Here is a 15,921-nt window from a genome sequence, read left to right on the forward strand (position 1 = left end):
ACTAATAAAAATGTGAGTATGAGCCAAAAAAAAATCAATTCAACAAACACTTTAAATGAGTTTTATCTTGAAGAACGATGCACCTTAAATAAGGTATTAAAAATTGTCGGAAAAAGGTGGGTTTCAGAAATCCTGCTATTAATTAAACAGGATGTTTCACGGTTTTCAAACTTAAAAGAATGTTTAAATGGAATTTCGGATAACGTACTTTCATCTGTACTAAACGAGTTGGTTAATAGTAAATTAATTGAAAAAGAAATATTTAAACAGATACCCCTACGAGTTGAATATCGAATTACGCAAAGTGGACTGGAACTGACGGATATAATGCATCAACTGTGTGCCTGGGGTAAAGTGCATATACCTTACGTAACTCGTATGAAGCCTAGTTTTAATTAAGGAGAAGTGTTACCTTTTTAAGGTATTTGCCCTAAAAAAGTAGAACATTAGTTTAGGATAAATCCGGCAAGCTTAGATAATAAGACAAAGTTTCGAGGGAACTACACTAAGTGAGTTTTCTAATAAGCTCGTTCGCAAACGTTTTGATAATGAATCGTTGAAGTCCATAGTAGCTCTGCAAGACATACATAAACGGCATTCTTGGCCACCAGTTTTTCATTTTTTGAGGGCCAAACAGGCCGTTTACCTGTTGATGTTCCAGTATATAATTTATCTATTTCGCAATGGTGAAGAATTAATACCGTTACGTAAAATTATGATCGTGGATTAGCTATAATGGAACAGAAAAATTAATATTGCACAACATTGCCCTGCAAACCTTTTTAGCCGATACCTGTTTGCCTTATTTAAAACTGTTTTTTCTACATTAAAAAATGGAAAACAACGCTGACCAGAACGCGCAAACCGAAAATATTTTTAAACTCATTGTAGAGCAGTCGCCATCGCCCGTAGGGCTGTATGTGGGGAAAGGTATGACCATTACCCTCGCTAACGATGCCATATTAAAGGTATGGGATAAGGACAGAACTGTAATTGGCAAAACCTTTCGCCAGGCCCTGCCCGAACTGGAGGGACAACCCTTCTTCGACATTCTCGACGAAGTTTACACCACCGGTATTGCATACGAAGCTAAAGCTGAGCGGGTAGACTTGCTATCCGGCGGGCAGCTTAAAACTTTTTACTTCAACTTTATATATCAACCGCTAAAAAACGAAAAGGGCGAAGTATTTGGTATATTAAATACAGCCAATGATGTTACCGAACTGGTCCTCACCCGTAAAAAACTGGCCGAGAATGAGGAACGGGTGCGTTTCGCGCTCGAATCGGCACAGCTGGGTACCTGGGATATGGACCCGGTTAACGAATTGGTTACCTGGGATGAACGCTGCAACCAACTGCATGGTTATGCCAGCAGCGAGGTTTTGGCATACAACGATGTGCTAAAGAGCATCCACCCGGAAGACCGCGCCACTATAGAACGAAAAGTTAATAAAGCACTTGATTGTAAAGGAGACGGCAATTACGATTGCGAATTTAGGGCCGTTAGTGCAATTGATAAGCAGGTACGGTGGCTGCGTGGCAAAGGCAAGGCCTATTTTGATGCCGAAGGTAAGTGCACCCGTTTTGCAGGCACCGTGCTTGACATTAGTGCCGAGATCCGCGATAAAGAAGAACAACAGCGGCTGATAACGCTGATAGATAATACATCCGACTTTATTAGCCTGAGCGATGTTGACGGTAATGTTAATTATGTAAACGCCGTTGGCCGTAAAATGGTTGGTTTGGAAGATGGTGATAAGCTGCCCCATAACTCGGAATTTATTATGCCGGGCGAACTGGATAAGCTGAAAAACAACATCAATGTAGCTTTAACCAAACAAGGCAAGTGGAGCGGCGAGGTGCTGTACCGCAATTTTAAAACAGGCGAGGCTATCCCGGTTCATGGTACGTCTATGTTTATCTACGATTCTAACGGTAACGCCCGGGGCCGTGCTACTATAGCCCGCGATCTTCGGGGCGAAATAGCAAGCAAACAGGCCCTTATTGATAGCGAACACCTGCTGCAAAATATTACCAGTGCATCGCCTACGTCCTTATGGATGTCTGACGACCATGGCAATATTACGTATGCCAACAAAACCTGGACAGACTGGACAGGCCAATCTAACGAAGAAATTTTAGGCAGAGGATGGCTGAAATGTATTTTAGATGAAGACCGCGACCGCACCGCCGAAAAATTCCTCGAAGATTTAAAAGCGCAATGCTCTTACGAGGTTGATTTTAGGATAAAGCATAAGGATGGCAGCGTGCGCTGGTGCATCGCCACGGGCAACCCGCAATATAATATTAATGGTGTTTTTAGGGGATACATTGGTGCCTGTACCGATGTTACCGAGAAAACCATTACCGATATTGAGCTACAGTTAAAGAACAGCGAGCTTAACGACCAGATAAAACAGTTTGAGTTTGTGACCGATTTTATGCCCGTGCAATTATGGACGGCAAAACCAAACGGCGAACTGGATTATGTGAACCAGCAAACCCTCGATTTCTTCGGCTTGCCAATGGAAGAGATCATTGGTGATAAATGGCCGAATAATTTACACCCGGACGACCGCGACGGCTGCATTGCAGCATGGATGGAAGCCCTGGCGAGTTTAAGCCTTTATCAATACGAGTTTAGGTTACTGGATAAGAACGGCGACTATAAATGGCACCTGGTGCGCGCTTTACCGTTTAGTTTAGATGGCGAAATTGTGCGCTGGTTTGGTACCAATACAGATATTGACGAGCAAAAACAAATGCAGCGCCAAAAAGACGATTTTTTGGGTATTGCCAGCCACGAATTAAAAACCCCCGTTACAAGTATAAAAGCCTACGCGCAGGTACTTGGCGCCATGCTAAGTAAAGAAGGTGAGGAGAAAAAAGCCGCCATGGTAAGGAAGATGGACGCCCAGCTAAACCGCCTCACCAACCTTATTGGCGACCTGCTGGATGTTACCAAAATAAACTCCGGTAGGATCCTGTTCAATAAAACCTGGTTCGATTTTAACCAGGTGATACAGGAGAACGTGCAGGACCTGCAACATATCACCCACAAACACACCCTGGTGATGGATTTTAAGGACGCCGGTAAGATCTATTCTGACAAAGAACGCATAGGGCAGGTAATTACTAACCTTATTACCAACGCCATTAAATACTCGCCGCAAAGCAACCGTATTATCATCACTACCGAGCGGGATGACAAAATGGTAACCGTTTGCGTGGAGGATTTTGGTATTGGCATACCCGATGATAAGAAAGAACTCGTGTTTGAACAGTTCTACAGGGTAAGCGGGAGCAAGCAACATACTTTCCCCGGTTTGGGGTTAGGATTGTACATCTCCAATGAGATAATAACACGCGAAGGCGGCAGGATGTGGGTAAACAGCACAGAAGGAAAAGGGTCTACTTTTTGCTTCTCGTTACCTGTTGATATAAATGAAACGAAATAATTATTTAATAACAAGTTAAAAGCGCGAGCAGTTTTGGATTCAAAATTGCGCTGATATAAGCCAGATGCCCAAAAAGATAATGATAGCCGATGACGACCCCGGGATAGTGGACGCGATAGCGATGCTACTCGAGTTTGAGGGCTACAGCGTAACAACAACCGTTGATGGTGCCACCGTGCTTGATATGAAAGAAGAACTGCCCGACCTGCTGCTGCTTGATATTTGGATGAGCGGAGAGGACGGCCGCGACATTTGCCGCAAACTAAAATCAGAAACCCTTACTAAAAATATACCGGTCATCATGATCTCTGCCAGCCGGGACATTGCCTCATCGGCCATGGCCGCCGGGGCGGACGATTTCCTGGCCAAGCCATTTGAGATGGATGTACTGCTGCAGAAAATAGAAAAGCTAACCCATTAAGGTTAGCTTTTTTTATGGAATAATATTAAAAAAGCACGTCATTGCGAGGTACGAAGCAATCTCTTTAGGACGAGCGGCTCTGTAAGTCGGGGATTGCTTCGTACCAATGACGCGTGGGGAATGCTTAATCCTGCTTTTTAAAATCTTCGCCGTTAGCTAACGGATGTTGGGGGGCACCTTGTACTTATCCTCACTTCTCCAAGCCTCGTAATTTAGCCCCGGCGTAAGCCAGTATAACAACGCCACTCTCGAGTACCTATAATTAAACGGAGATAATAAAAATATCACACCCAACAATACCCCAACATATACCCAGGGAGAATTAGAGCCTGTTAACATGTGCAAGCCTACCGCAAAGGTCACCATTTCGGCAACATTAAAGGCGTAGCTTACAAACATGGCTACATACCAGTACCCAGGTTCGCGCTCGTAGTGCAGGCCACAGTGCGAGCAGCGCTCGTGCATTTTTTGGCCTCCAAAACTGTAGGTAGGTGTACTGTAAATATCGCCACGGCGGCAGCGAGGGCATTTGGCCTTTATAAATGCTTCTAAAACGTGCACTTCTTTGGCGGGTTTTATATCAGATGGTGTCATTGGGCTATGGGTTTTTGCGGAAATCCTCGGGGGTAAGTCCGTTATGTTTTTTAAAAAATTTGGTAAAGTAGGAGTTATCGGCAAAGTTGAGTTTGGCGGCTATTTCGGTAATGTTGAGGTCGAGGTTTATAAGCAACCTTTTGGCCTCCAGTATCACGCGGTTGCGGATCACTTCGCCTGCCGAGATCCCCAGCATATCGTTACACAACGCATTTAAATGGTTAGGGGTGATGTACAAAAAGGCAGCATAATCCTTTGGTAAACGCAGGGTGTCGAAGTTTTTATCCGTTAGCTTCCTGAAGCTTTGCAGCAAGGTGTAGTTATAAGTGGGCGCAGTGCTTTGGCTGCTATGCGCGCTTTGCCTTGCCACTAAAATAAACAATTGTAGCATCAGCGTGCGAATCATATCCATCCCCATGCGGCTAATTTCGCTGCTCTCTTGTATCAATTGCTCAAACAGGGCTACTGTCTGCTGGTGTACTTCGGGTTTCAGGTTTATTACCTCATCGTCTACATTGCCGGTAAAAAATGGAAGGCTCTCCAAATAATCGGGCCGCAATAAAAATGACTGGAAAAACTCTGCCGAAAAATTGATAATGTAGCCATCAACCGGGCCCTCAAAATTCCAGCGGTGTACCTGGCCGGGCACCATAAAGTAAATTTGATACGGCTTAACCGGGAAGCCGGTGAAATCAATAGAATGGCTGCCTGCGCCTTCGGTAAATAATACCACGTGGTAAAAGGTATGCTTATGCGGCAGGCTCAGGTTCTGATGTTTTTGCAGATATGGCGCAAACCGGCTGATAAGCAGGTCGTTGTGCTGATTATCAGCTAACGAACATATATCATAAACAGGGAACGCTTTTTTCATGCTACAAAGATACTTAACTATTACCCTCGGCAATGGTGTTGGATGTGGTTGTTGTGGTGTTTTTTACTGATTGTGATAACAATCACTTTTTTACCATATAAGGACAAAAAGAGAAAACCACAAAGCGCACAGAGAAAAGCTTTGTGCCCTTTGTGAAAAAACTTCGTGTCCTTTGTGGTTAATCATCGCAAATAGATAATCTTTATTAATTTCACCATCTTTAACAAAACAAAATGCAAAAGCCCGATAGCCTTATTTTTGATATGGACGGTACCCTTTGGGATGCCGTTGACACTTACGCCCACTCCTGGAACGTTGTTTTCGCCGAACTGGGGATTGACAAAACCATCACCCGCGATGTTTTGGCCGGGATGGTGGGTATGGAAGGCAAAAAGGTGATAGAGATACTGATGCCAGAGTTTGACCACGATAAACGCATTGAAATTTATGGATTAGTGAATGGCCGCCGCCACAACCTGATCGCAGAAAAAGGCGGTATATTATACGATGGTGTTAAGGACGGCCTGAAGCTGCTTGCCGAAAAGTACCCGCTGTTTATATTGAGTAACTGTGCTAAGGGTATCATCCGCCAGTTTATTGACTGGGCAGGGATTGACGACCTGATTAAAGACGAGCTGGCCCACGGGGTAAACTTTATGCCCAAAAGCCACAACATAAAATTGCTGATGGATAAACACGGATTGAAGACCCCTGTATACGTTGGCGATACCGAAGGCGACGGCCAGCAAAGCCGCCTGGCAGGCATCCCATTTGTGTTTGTAAGCTACGGTTTTGGTACAACGGAGGATTACGACCTGAAATTCGATGATTTTACATCGCTGGTTAACTATTTTGTAAATTTATAAGCTGCCAATATGTTAGCTTTATATCAAATTTAAATATCATGAAAGGTCGCGTTTTAACAATTATATTTTTGGTTTTGGCAGTGGTAATTATCGGCGTGGTTTACTACCGCTATTGTTTTGTTTTTGGCGAAGGCACCAAGGCCGGCACCATGAATTATTTTGTGAAAAAAGGCTATATGTTTAAAACCTACGAAGGCCGGTTGATCCAAAGCGGTATCCGCAGCCAAATACAGGGTAATATCTCTTCAAACGAATTTATGTTTTCGGTAACCGACGATAAAGTTGCTGATAAACTTAACCATAGCGCTGGCGCCATGCTGGAACTTCATTATAAAGAATATTTGCACACACTGCCATGGCGCGGGGTAAGTAATTTTGTGGTTGATAGTGTGATGTCGGTAACGCAGGTTGCGCCTACTGCACCGTAAGCAGATACGGGTTTAATCCAATCCGTCATCGCGAGGTACGAAGCAATCTCTTTAAGCAAATCGGTTAGGCAAGGTGTATAATTGTCTTAAAGAGATTGCTTCGTGCCTTGCAATAACGCTTCTTTTATTTCTAAAACAACGGATCTGCCTTCCCCGAGTTTTGCGTAAGTATCTTGCTTAAATTATACTGCCTTTCCGCTTTATCATCACCTTTAATGCGGCCCTTGTTAAACAACCCTTCCAATACCTCGCGGGTTTGTTGCAAGTGGGTAGCTTTGTCAGTTTGGGGTTCAAACTCATCCATTTTGGCGGCTACTTGCGGGGCGGTAGCGTATTCTAAGTGCGCCAGGGCAAATACCACGTTATCCTGCAAAGAAGCGCCTGTATCGTACTTATGCGGTACGTGCAGAGGCTTGTAATCTTTCAAAAAATCCTGATCGGGGCTATCCATAATTAGGCTACTTGTTTATAAGTATCGCGCAGGGCTTTAATGGCATCATGCGCTATTTTTAAACCACTTAAGTGGTTGGTAAGCAAGGTTACTACTTCATCGTCTTCCCATATCAGTTCCTTATCATCCAATGCTTTGAGGTAAGCACCTTTGGCAACATCTTCGCCAAATTCACAGTCTGATAATACTGAGTAATTATCTTTTTTGGCAAATGCTGATTTCATATCTATCCATGCATGATGCATTTTCCCAGAAAGGGTTGTACCATCAGTAGGTGAGCCACCCAGCAGGTGGATGTAATCTTTAATTTCGTTAACGTAACCGGTGCTTTGGTCGGCATAACCCTCAAAAACCGATTTTAACGAGGCCTCTTCTAATCCTTCAACGGCTTTTTCATAGCCTTCAACGCGGTCGTTATTTATTTTGATCAGATCGTTCAGTGCGCCAATCTGGTGTTGTATGTGTTGTAATGTTCCCATGTTAGTATCTGTTTATATTTGGTGAACATATTGTGTAAGTTAAATGTTTTAAGTTTGTAGAAATTTAAGCGTAATATTCAATCACGTCATTGCGAGCGATAGCGTGGCAATCTTCGATAGAAAGTTGGCGGCATACCTATCGAAGATTGCCACGTCGCTACGCTTCTTAATGACGTTGTTTTTGGCTCACCTTTGAAGAAGGCGGGGTGCGGCCTCTACTCATACAACCCCTGCTCCTCTGTGTAATATGTCTTCCTTGATTTTTCATCGATGAGGATCGGCGCGCCTTTGGGGCTGTGTTTTTTCTTAGCGTTGTGGATCAGCATAAAATCGCGGATCTCGCCGGCAATAATATCGGGGTTTGCTTTGATGATCTCTTTTTCTGCATTCTTCAGCACCTCGTGGATGGACTTTATTAGGTCTTTAACCTTATCGGCAGGGATCTTATTACTTACTGAAAACGGCGAAATGCGGGCATCCCACAGGATCTCATCGGCGTAGGCGTTACCAATGCCGCGGATTATCTTTTGATCAAGCAATACGGCTTTAATGTTGGTTTTCTTTTTGCCGAGGATGCCTTTCAGGTAATCCAATCCTGCATCGTCAGATAATGCATCCGGCGCGTCTTTAGCTTCGGGGTTAAGGGTGGGGGCGGCAATGCCTTGGAAATCTGTTAGCGCCAAGCCGGTATCATCAGTAAATAAAAGCTCGATGATAGGGTACTTGTTATTGCTTTTACCTTCAAACAAAAAAAGCTTGCCGTGCAGCATCAGGTGCAGGCCAAGCACATCGCCCTTGCTAAATTTAAAGAACAGCTCCTTACCATCGCGGTAAACCGACGATAGCTTTTGGCCATGCAGGGTGTCCTGCAGTTCTTTATGGGTAACGTTTAGCTTCGGTGCTTTATGTATGGTAATTTCTTTTACGGTTTTGCCTTTCAGTTTTTTATCGAGGTTATGGCTGAAGACTTGCAGATCGGGTAGTTCGGGCATGGTTTTGAGTATTATTGGTATGCTAATGTAAAAGCTTAGTGGTATATAAAACAATAGCCTTTATTAAAAGTTGTAAACTAAATCTATAATAATAACGTAATTGTTGTAGAGGCTTTAATAACCAGGTAAAATGCCACACATAGCAGCAGTTTCTAAAATAGACCTCCCCGATAAAACCAACCAGCAGGCCGTAAAGGCCCAGGCGCGCGAAATGTTCAGTAAAGATTTCCCACAGGCCGACCGACTGATGCCGGCGTTTGACAATACCGGCATTGTAACCCGTAATTTTGTAAAACCACTGAGCTATTATGCGGAAACCACCACTTTTAAAGAGCGTAACGACGAGTACATCCGGTTATCATTACAATATTCGGTACAAGCGGTTGAGGGCGTAATAACTAAAGCAGGTATTGGTAAAGACGATATTACGGATATTATCTTCATCTCTACCACCGGCCTTGCAACACCAAGTATCGATGCGCTCATCATTAACCAGATGCACTTAAACCCGCATATAAACCGCACGCCGGTTTGGGGATTAGGATGCGCAGGCGGCGTGTCGGGCATGGCAAAAGCTAATTTGGCAGCAAAGGCAAATCCGGATGCGGTGGTGCTTTTGGTAGCGGTTGAATTATGTTCGCTCACGCTGATCAAAAGCGATTACAGCAAGAGTAATTTCATAGGGTCGAGTTTATTTTCTGATGGCATAGTGGCCTGCATCATCAAAGGTGATAATCACGAACAACCAAAACAACTGCTTAGCATAAAAGCAGCCAGCAGCAAGCTATATTACGATTCGCTTGATGTAATGGGCTGGGATTTTAGGGAAGATGGTTTTAAGGTGGTATTCTCCAAAGATATCCCGACATTCATCCACACCAACATCAGTCAGGATATTGAAGATTTCCTGGAGAAGCAAGGTCTTAAGTTGAGCGATATTAAGAATTTTATCTTCCATCCCGGTGGTAAAAAAGTGTTGGATGCTTACGTAGATGCCTTGCAGATAGAAGGCGATTTTTTGAAGAATACCCGCGAGGTGATGAATGATAACGGCAACATGAGCAGCGTTACCGTACTATATGTGCTGGAGAAATTTATAGCTACCGGTTTTGCCGATGGTTATGGCCTGATGCTGGCCATGGGCCCCGGCTTTAGCAGCGAAATGGTTTTACTGGATATGAAAAACTAAGCCGATGATATTTATTGTATTTATCCTGTTCCTGATCTCCCTGCGCCTGGCCGAGCTTTATGTATCATCTAAAAACGAAAAGTGGCTTTTAAAGAACGGCGCAGCAGAGTATGGAAAAGAACATTACCCGTTTATGGTTACCATGCATACGCTGTTCATCATTTCGGTTATTGCCGAATACATGTGGCGGGATAATACCGTGGTTAGCTATCCGCTTATTGTATTGTTTTTTGTGCTGATCGTGATCAAAATCATCGTAATATCTACCCTCGGCCATTACTGGAACACTAAAATTTACAAAGTGCCCGGCACGCGGCCTGTTGCTACCGGCATTTACAAATACATTAAGCACCCTAATTATATTATTGTGATCTTAGAAATAGCAATTATCCCGCTGGCTTTTGGGCTTTACTATACTGCTATAGCTTTTACCTTGCTAAATGCTGCCATGCTTTACGTGCGCATTAAAAAGGAGAACGAGGTTTTGGCGATGTGATTTTTTGAGCTATTTGCATTAGCTTAGCTACGTAAAATAAGCCTTATGCCAACTAATTACCAAGACGTTTTCGACGATTCGTTCGATACTTTTAAAGTGTTCGATAACCTTAAATTGAATGAAACCGGCCAGTATCTTGATTCGCCTAAATCCATCTGGCAGATCTTAAACCACTTGATTAAGTGGCAAGGCTACCAGCTTGCCCAATTGCAAAATATGGAAATCGATATTGCGATAGATGAGGATGCGACCTGGATTGAAAGCAATAACGCAGAAAGCCAGGATGCACTAAACGGTCTAGTAAAGGTTTTCGCAGGGCAGATGAATACTATAAAAACGGTAATTGAACATCTTAATGAAATTGAACCTTTTTTATATCAAAAGTTAAAAATAGTGCAGGACTTATCGGTTCATTTATCGTTCCACGTAGGCGAGGTTATCCTGATGCGCCGTATGGCCGGCAATTATCCTTTACCACACCAAATGAAAGATTTTTTAACTTAACCACCACGAAGTTTTTTGATTTGTTTGTGTACAAAGCAGTAACGCTGCTATCCAAATCAAACACAAACTAAAACAAAGAAACTAAAACTGATCATCGCAGTAGTAGCAACTGTTTTGCTGCCTGCTTTTACCATTGCCACAACATATAAAAAAGCCCTGCTGATATGATGATCAGCAGGGCTTTTTGCTTTAGTTGTTTACTTATTATTGCTGACCTAACAGCGCGGAAAATTTGGTTTCGTAATCTTTTAATTGTGCATCTAACTTGTTGCTCACCGCGATTTCTTTAGCGGTTTTGGCGTACTCGCTCATGCCGTTTAAAACCTGCATACCAATTTGTACATCGCGGCTGTTTACGCGGTTGGCATTATCTTTTAGCAGGTAGTAGTTATAATCCAACTGGTCAACCAAAAACTTATCTACGTTGGCTACAAATTTGTTGCCCAGTTTGGCATCGCCTAACTGGTAGGCTAACTGCGCCAAAAACATTTTACGGGCGGTAACATCTATGTACGGGTACAGGTCTTCCGGCAATTCGTCATCGCACTTGTGCAGTACTTTTAGTGCCATATCCGGGTGGCCTTCTTTTACCAGGTTTTGGGCGAGGTCTAAAAAGGTGGTTAGCATTACGGGGTAAAACATATTGGTCGACTCATGGTCCAAATACTTAGCCGTTTTAAACTTGCCGAATTTAAACTTGTTCATCACGTTGTCGTACATCACCAAACTGTTGGTTTTGCTTAGTTGATCTTTGTTGGCAGTATCGGCCTTAAGCGGTAATAATCGGTAGGTAAAGCCCTCTTTATACAAGTATGGCTGTAAGCCTATCAGGTTGCTGTTGCCAATGGTGGTGGTGAAACAGATAGGCCTTTTCCAATCGTTATGGGTCAAAATATCAAGCAGGGCAAGGTTGTCTTTAGTTACATAGTTGGAAGTATATTTCCACTCCATGGTGGTAGCTAACCGGCTTTTTTGCTCGGGCGTTACCACCTTGTTCTTCATCACATCATCGGGGTTGATAGTTAGTTTGAAGCTTTTTGTAGGCAGGTAATTAGCGCTTTCGCCGGCCTGGTTCTGGCCTTGCACGTTCTTATCGTCGCTTGTCAGGAAATCAAATACCTCTTTAAGTTCAACCGGGCCGTTGATCTTGCCATCGTTGAAATAGATCACATCCCGTACGCCATCCTTATACTTGTCAAAAGGCATGGTAATAGGCAATGGCTCGGAGTTGTTCATTTTCTTCTGCATCTGGCGGATGTACCAGTCGCCGCTAAACAGGCTCAGGTTCACAATGCGTACGTCCGGGCGTATGCCTTCCACTTCCTGGTCGTACCAAAGCGAATAGGTATCGTTATCACCATAGGTGAACAAAATAGCGTTTGGCGGGCAGGAGATCAGGTAATTATACGCCATATCGTGCGCGGTCATCTTGGTAGAGCGGTCGTGGCCAGGCCATTCTTTAAAGGCCATTAGCACCGGTGCTGCCAGTAAACAAATGCCCGTAGCAATATACGCTGCTGTGCGGGCATTAACCTTGCGGCTTATCCCGTCTGCAATGGCAATAACGCCAAGGCCTATCCAAATGGCAAACGCGTAGAACGAACCTACGTACGAATAATCCCTTTCGCGGGGCTGTACACTCGCCTGGTTCACATAAAGCACTACTGCTAATCCTGTAAAGAACCACAGTAGGGCAATGATCAATGCGTCTTTCTTTTTACGTTCGAAATGGTAGATCATCCCTATCACACCCAAAATAAACGGCAGGGCGTAAAGCGGGGTGTAAGTAGGGCTATCCACTACAGACTTTGGTAAATGCCTGCCTCCGTCTAAGATCCCGCTGGTCCAGTTACCGTCAATGGTTTCGGTGCTTTGCTGGCCATCCTGGTCGTTATAACGGCCTACATAGTTCCATAAAAAGTAGCGGAAGTACATCTGGTAAACTTGCCAGCCGGCCATCCATTTAATATTATCGACAAAGGTTGGTTTTTCGCTTTCGGGCAGTTGCAGCCAGCCACGGTAAAACTGCACGTCGCTTGGGTCGGTACTATACATACGCGGCAAAAGGGTGGTATGGTCGTAATCGTAGGTCGACCGTTTACCGGCAATTTCGTATTTGGTGGCACCCTTGCGGTAAATGGTGCTGCCTTCGTGCTGGTCGGTTATTTGCGCGTCAAAGTAAGGGCCGCTTAATAGCGGGTTTTCGCCGTATTGGATGCGGTTTAAGTACCCGTAAAGGGTAAAGGCGTTATCCGGGTGCGAGTTGTTAAGGTTGGTATTTGCCGTTGCCCTGATAGGGATATAAGCGAATGAACCATAACCAAAATAAATGAACGCGATACACAAAAATATTAGGTTAAGTACCGGCTTGTTTTTGCGGATGCTGTACATAATGCCGAAAACAATAGCGGCGATGAGCAACACGAAAAAGAACAATGCGCCGCTGCCAAAACCAAGGCCAAGCGTGTTCACAAAAAACAGATCGAAAAACGCGGCGAATTTAATAGTATAGCCCCTGATGCCGTACTGTACAAAACCAAGTATGGCTATACTTACAAGGAAAGCGATAATGGCGCTTTTGGCAGTAACGTTTTTATACCTGCGGAAGTAATATACCAGCGCGATAGCCGGGATAGTAAGCAAGTTTAACAGGTGGATGCCTATAGAAAGCCCCATTACGTAGGCGATAAAAATGATCCATTTATCGGCACCGGGTTCATCAGCATGGGCATCCCATTTTAATATCGCCCAAAAAACAACAGCGATACAAAGCTGTGATAACGCGAACACGATGGTTTCTACCGCCGAGAACCAAAAGGTATCGGTATAGGTAAAGGCCAGCGCACCAACAAGGCCTGCGCCCATAATAACAGTGGTTTGCGCGTCGCCAAAAGATTTTTCACGGCCCGTAAGCATTTTTTTAGCTATGGCGGTTATGGTCCAGAACAGGAACATCACCGACGCCCCGCTGGCTATGGCCGAACCCATGTTGGTGAAATAAGGCACTTTGGTATTATCGCCCAGGGATAACAAGGAGAAAACCTTGCCCAGCATGGCAAATAAAGGGTAGCCCGGCTGGTGCGATACCTGCAGCCTGTATGCGCACGAAATAAATTCGCCACAATCCCAAAAACTTACTGATGGCTCTAGTGTTAAGATGTAGGTTGCTGAAGCGATAACAAAGCAAAGCCAGCCAAAAAGGTTATTAATTTTATTGTATTGCATCCTTAAACGCGTATAATTAAGCGCGGCAAATATCAGTATTTTTTGTAGCTTGACAGATATATAATACAGCGGCGCTTATAAATTTAACAGAAATTAACGTGGCCTCACCCAAACCCTCTCTAAAGAAGGGGGCTTAAACAAAAAAAATGATTTTTCAAGAACCCTCTCTTTTGGAGAGGCAGGGTGAGGCAACAGGTACAATAAATTGTAATATTACAGTAAATAACACTTATTTTGTTGCGTATGCAAAAAAACTATACAAAGCTGGCGGGTAAAGTTTCTTTACTGTTGTGCATCATTATGTTATCAGTTACGGTAAGTCAGGCCCAATCTGTTTACCTGCCGCAATCTTACCGGTTGTATCAAAAGTTTAATGCCGATGTTTATTCAAAAGGCAGCAGTATGCATACTACGCTGCGCCCGTTTTTAATTGATAGCACGCTGCAAGGCCGTTACCATCAACTGATGAATGTTGGGGTTGACAGTAGCCGCAAAAACTGGTTCCTGCGCAAGTTATTTAACGAACACCTGATAGCTGTTAAAGCCAAAGATTTTACTTTTTACGGCGACATCCTTTTAGAAAACACCTTTGGGCACGATTTTGATGATAAAACTACCACACCTGTAAACTTTAAGCCCATAGGTTTCGGGCCAAATTCAAGGATAGGCCTAAACACCCGTGGTTTCCAATTTGGAGGTACAGTGGGTACAAAATTCTCGTTCTACACCAGCGCTTATGAGAACCAGGCGGCCTTCCCTAATTATTATACCGATTACGTAAAACAAATAAGCTTTATACCGGGCCAGGCATACGACCGCTCACCTGCAAAAAGCTACCGCGATTATTCTTATGCTACCGCGATACTGTCATACACCCCATCCAAATACCTTAACTTTACCCTGGGGCAGGATAAAACCTTTATTGGCGATGGTTACCGGTCGATATTGTTGTCGGACAATGCGGCCCCTGCGCCTTTGTTACGCGTAACAGCAAATGTTGGCCACGTGCAATACATGATCATGTGGACCTACATGCAGGATGCTAACCTGCCCAAATTTGATACATTCGGCAGCAACCGCCGCAAATGGGGCTTGTTCCATTATGTAGACTGGAACGTTAACAACAGCCTGTCGCTGGGCTTCTTTAACGCCTACATTGTTCCCGAGGCAGACAACCAGGGCAACCGCCGCGGTTTTGATGTTAACTTTATTAACCCTATCCTTTTTTCGAGCAGTTTAGGCCCGTCATCGCAGCCGGGTAACGCGTTGGTTGGGTTTACCGGTAAGTATAAGATATTTGATAAGACCGCCATTTATGGCCAGTTCCTTATCGACAGGTTTAAGGGCGATAACTTTTTCAAAAGCAACAATACCGATAACACCAACGGCTTCCAGTTGGGTATCCGCGGGGCGGATATTTTTGGCGTGAAGGACCTGAACTACCTGTTAGAGTATAACACCGTTAAACCATATACCTATTCAAACACAAACGCTTTAAGTGCATATACTTATTACAGCCAGCCACTGGGCGATCCGTTTGGTGCCAACTTTAGGGAGCTTACAGGCATCATGAACTACACCACAGGCAGGTTTGATTTCCAGGGCCAGCTGATGTACGCCAAATATGGCCTGGATGCCGCGGGTGAGAACAATGGTAAGGATGTTACCAAACCATACGCGCCAACCCTTACCACCAACACGGTAGGGCAAGGCATTGGCACCAACCTGTATTATGCCGAGGGCACAGTATCATTTATGTTGAACCCCAAATACAATATGCGCCTGGAGCTTAACGGTATCTATCGCAGAGAATCAAACACCCTGGCAAACAAAAATGCTACCATTATTTCCTTTGGATTGAGAAGCAGCTTCAGGAACCTGTATCACGATTTTTAGACCTTGCGGTTGGGTTTCGTCCACGCAGGGTCTTCTGAAAGAGACCCTGCG

15 protein-coding genes are annotated in these 15,921 nt (G+C 44.2%); 9 read left to right on the top strand and 6 right to left on the bottom strand.

Annotated elements, in window-relative coordinates; translation table 11 throughout:
• Positions 1–18 precede the first annotated feature (18 nt).
• The 3 genes from RHM67_RS07470 (at position 19) to RHM67_RS07480 (ending at position 3,879) form a co-directional block, all read left to right on the top strand.
• Positions 19–399 (top strand): helix-turn-helix domain-containing protein, encoded by a 381-nt coding sequence (locus tag RHM67_RS07470; protein WP_322231485.1) that lies wholly within the window; start codon positions 19–21, stop codon positions 397–399.
• A gap of 434 nt (positions 400–833) precedes the next feature.
• The gene (locus RHM67_RS07475) at positions 834–3,458 is read left to right on the top strand and encodes a PAS domain S-box protein (RefSeq protein WP_322231486.1); all 2,625 of its coding nucleotides are present in this window, start codon (positions 834–836) and stop codon (positions 3,456–3,458) included.
• A 64-nt stretch (positions 3,459–3,522) separates the two neighbouring features.
• Positions 3,523–3,879 (top strand): response regulator, encoded by a 357-nt coding sequence (locus tag RHM67_RS07480; protein WP_322231487.1) that lies wholly within the window; start codon positions 3,523–3,525, stop codon positions 3,877–3,879.
• Positions 3,880–4,035: 156 nt separating this feature from the next.
• Here RHM67_RS07480 and RHM67_RS07485 read toward each other — a convergent pair whose 3' ends face one another.
• Positions 4,036–4,473: a DUF983 domain-containing protein gene (locus tag RHM67_RS07485; protein WP_322231488.1), complete on the bottom strand. Its 438-nt coding sequence runs from the start codon at positions 4,471–4,473 to the stop codon at positions 4,036–4,038.
• A 4-nt stretch (positions 4,474–4,477) separates the two neighbouring features.
• The gene (locus RHM67_RS07490; protein ID WP_322231489.1) at positions 4,478–5,344 is read right to left on the bottom strand and encodes a helix-turn-helix transcriptional regulator; all 867 of its coding nucleotides are present in this window, start codon (positions 5,342–5,344) and stop codon (positions 4,478–4,480) included.
• Between the two features lie 233 nt (positions 5,345–5,577).
• Here RHM67_RS07490 and RHM67_RS07495 point away from each other — a divergent pair, with 233 nt between their 5' ends.
• Together RHM67_RS07495 and RHM67_RS07500 are read left to right on the top strand one after the other, a co-directional pair.
• Positions 5,578–6,210 (top strand): HAD family hydrolase, encoded by a 633-nt coding sequence (locus RHM67_RS07495; RefSeq protein ID WP_322231490.1) that lies wholly within the window; start codon positions 5,578–5,580, stop codon positions 6,208–6,210.
• Positions 6,211–6,248: 38 nt separating this feature from the next.
• The gene (locus RHM67_RS07500; protein ID WP_322231491.1) at positions 6,249–6,638 is read left to right on the top strand and encodes a hypothetical protein; all 390 of its coding nucleotides are present in this window, start codon (positions 6,249–6,251) and stop codon (positions 6,636–6,638) included.
• Between the two features lie 130 nt (positions 6,639–6,768).
• Here the strand turns inward: RHM67_RS07500 and RHM67_RS07505 are convergent, their stop codons facing one another.
• The 3 genes from RHM67_RS07505 to RHM67_RS07515 all read right to left on the bottom strand — a co-directional run bounded on the left by RHM67_RS07505 (position 6,769) and on the right by RHM67_RS07515 (position 8,560).
• Entirely contained in the window at positions 6,769–7,089 is a 321-nt protein-coding gene (locus tag RHM67_RS07505) for a hypothetical protein (protein ID WP_322231492.1), read from the bottom strand.
• A 2-nt stretch (positions 7,090–7,091) separates the two neighbouring features.
• On the bottom strand, positions 7,092–7,568 hold the full coding sequence (locus tag RHM67_RS07510) for a PA2169 family four-helix-bundle protein (protein ID WP_322231493.1): 477 nt from the start codon (positions 7,566–7,568) through the stop codon (positions 7,092–7,094).
• Positions 7,569–7,783: 215 nt separating this feature from the next.
• Positions 7,784–8,560: a DNA-formamidopyrimidine glycosylase family protein gene (locus RHM67_RS07515; protein ID WP_322231494.1), complete on the bottom strand. Its 777-nt coding sequence runs from the start codon at positions 8,558–8,560 to the stop codon at positions 7,784–7,786.
• Positions 8,561–8,690: 130 nt separating this feature from the next.
• Here RHM67_RS07515 and RHM67_RS07520 point away from each other — a divergent pair, with 130 nt between their 5' ends.
• Genes RHM67_RS07520 through RHM67_RS07530 form a run of 3 tightly spaced genes read left to right on the top strand, consistent with a single transcriptional unit; the run spans position 8,691 to position 10,749 of the window.
• The gene (locus RHM67_RS07520; protein WP_322231495.1) at positions 8,691–9,749 is read left to right on the top strand and encodes a type III polyketide synthase; all 1,059 of its coding nucleotides are present in this window, start codon (positions 8,691–8,693) and stop codon (positions 9,747–9,749) included.
• A gap of 4 nt (positions 9,750–9,753) precedes the next feature.
• On the top strand, positions 9,754–10,245 hold the full coding sequence (locus RHM67_RS07525; protein WP_322231496.1) for an isoprenylcysteine carboxyl methyltransferase family protein: 492 nt from the start codon (positions 9,754–9,756) through the stop codon (positions 10,243–10,245).
• Between the two features lie 45 nt (positions 10,246–10,290).
• On the top strand, positions 10,291–10,749 hold the full coding sequence (locus RHM67_RS07530) for a hypothetical protein (RefSeq protein WP_322231497.1): 459 nt from the start codon (positions 10,291–10,293) through the stop codon (positions 10,747–10,749).
• Positions 10,750–10,953: 204 nt separating this feature from the next.
• Here the strand turns inward: RHM67_RS07530 and RHM67_RS07535 are convergent, their stop codons facing one another.
• The gene (locus RHM67_RS07535; protein ID WP_322231498.1) at positions 10,954–13,974 is read right to left on the bottom strand and encodes a DUF2723 domain-containing protein; all 3,021 of its coding nucleotides are present in this window, start codon (positions 13,972–13,974) and stop codon (positions 10,954–10,956) included.
• 243 nt (positions 13,975–14,217) lie between these two features.
• Between RHM67_RS07535 and RHM67_RS07540 the strand changes: the two genes are divergently transcribed.
• Positions 14,218–15,870 carry a capsule assembly Wzi family protein gene (locus RHM67_RS07540; RefSeq protein WP_322231499.1) on the top strand — a complete coding sequence of 551 codons (1,653 nt, stop codon included), beginning with the start codon at positions 14,218–14,220 and terminating at the stop codon, positions 15,868–15,870.
• The last annotated feature ends 51 nt before the right edge of the window (positions 15,871–15,921 follow it).

The sequence above is a fragment of the Mucilaginibacter sp. 5C4 genome, from assembly GCF_034345625.1.
Taxonomy (GTDB): Bacteria; Bacteroidota; Bacteroidia; order Sphingobacteriales; family Sphingobacteriaceae; genus Mucilaginibacter; species Mucilaginibacter aurantiaciroseus.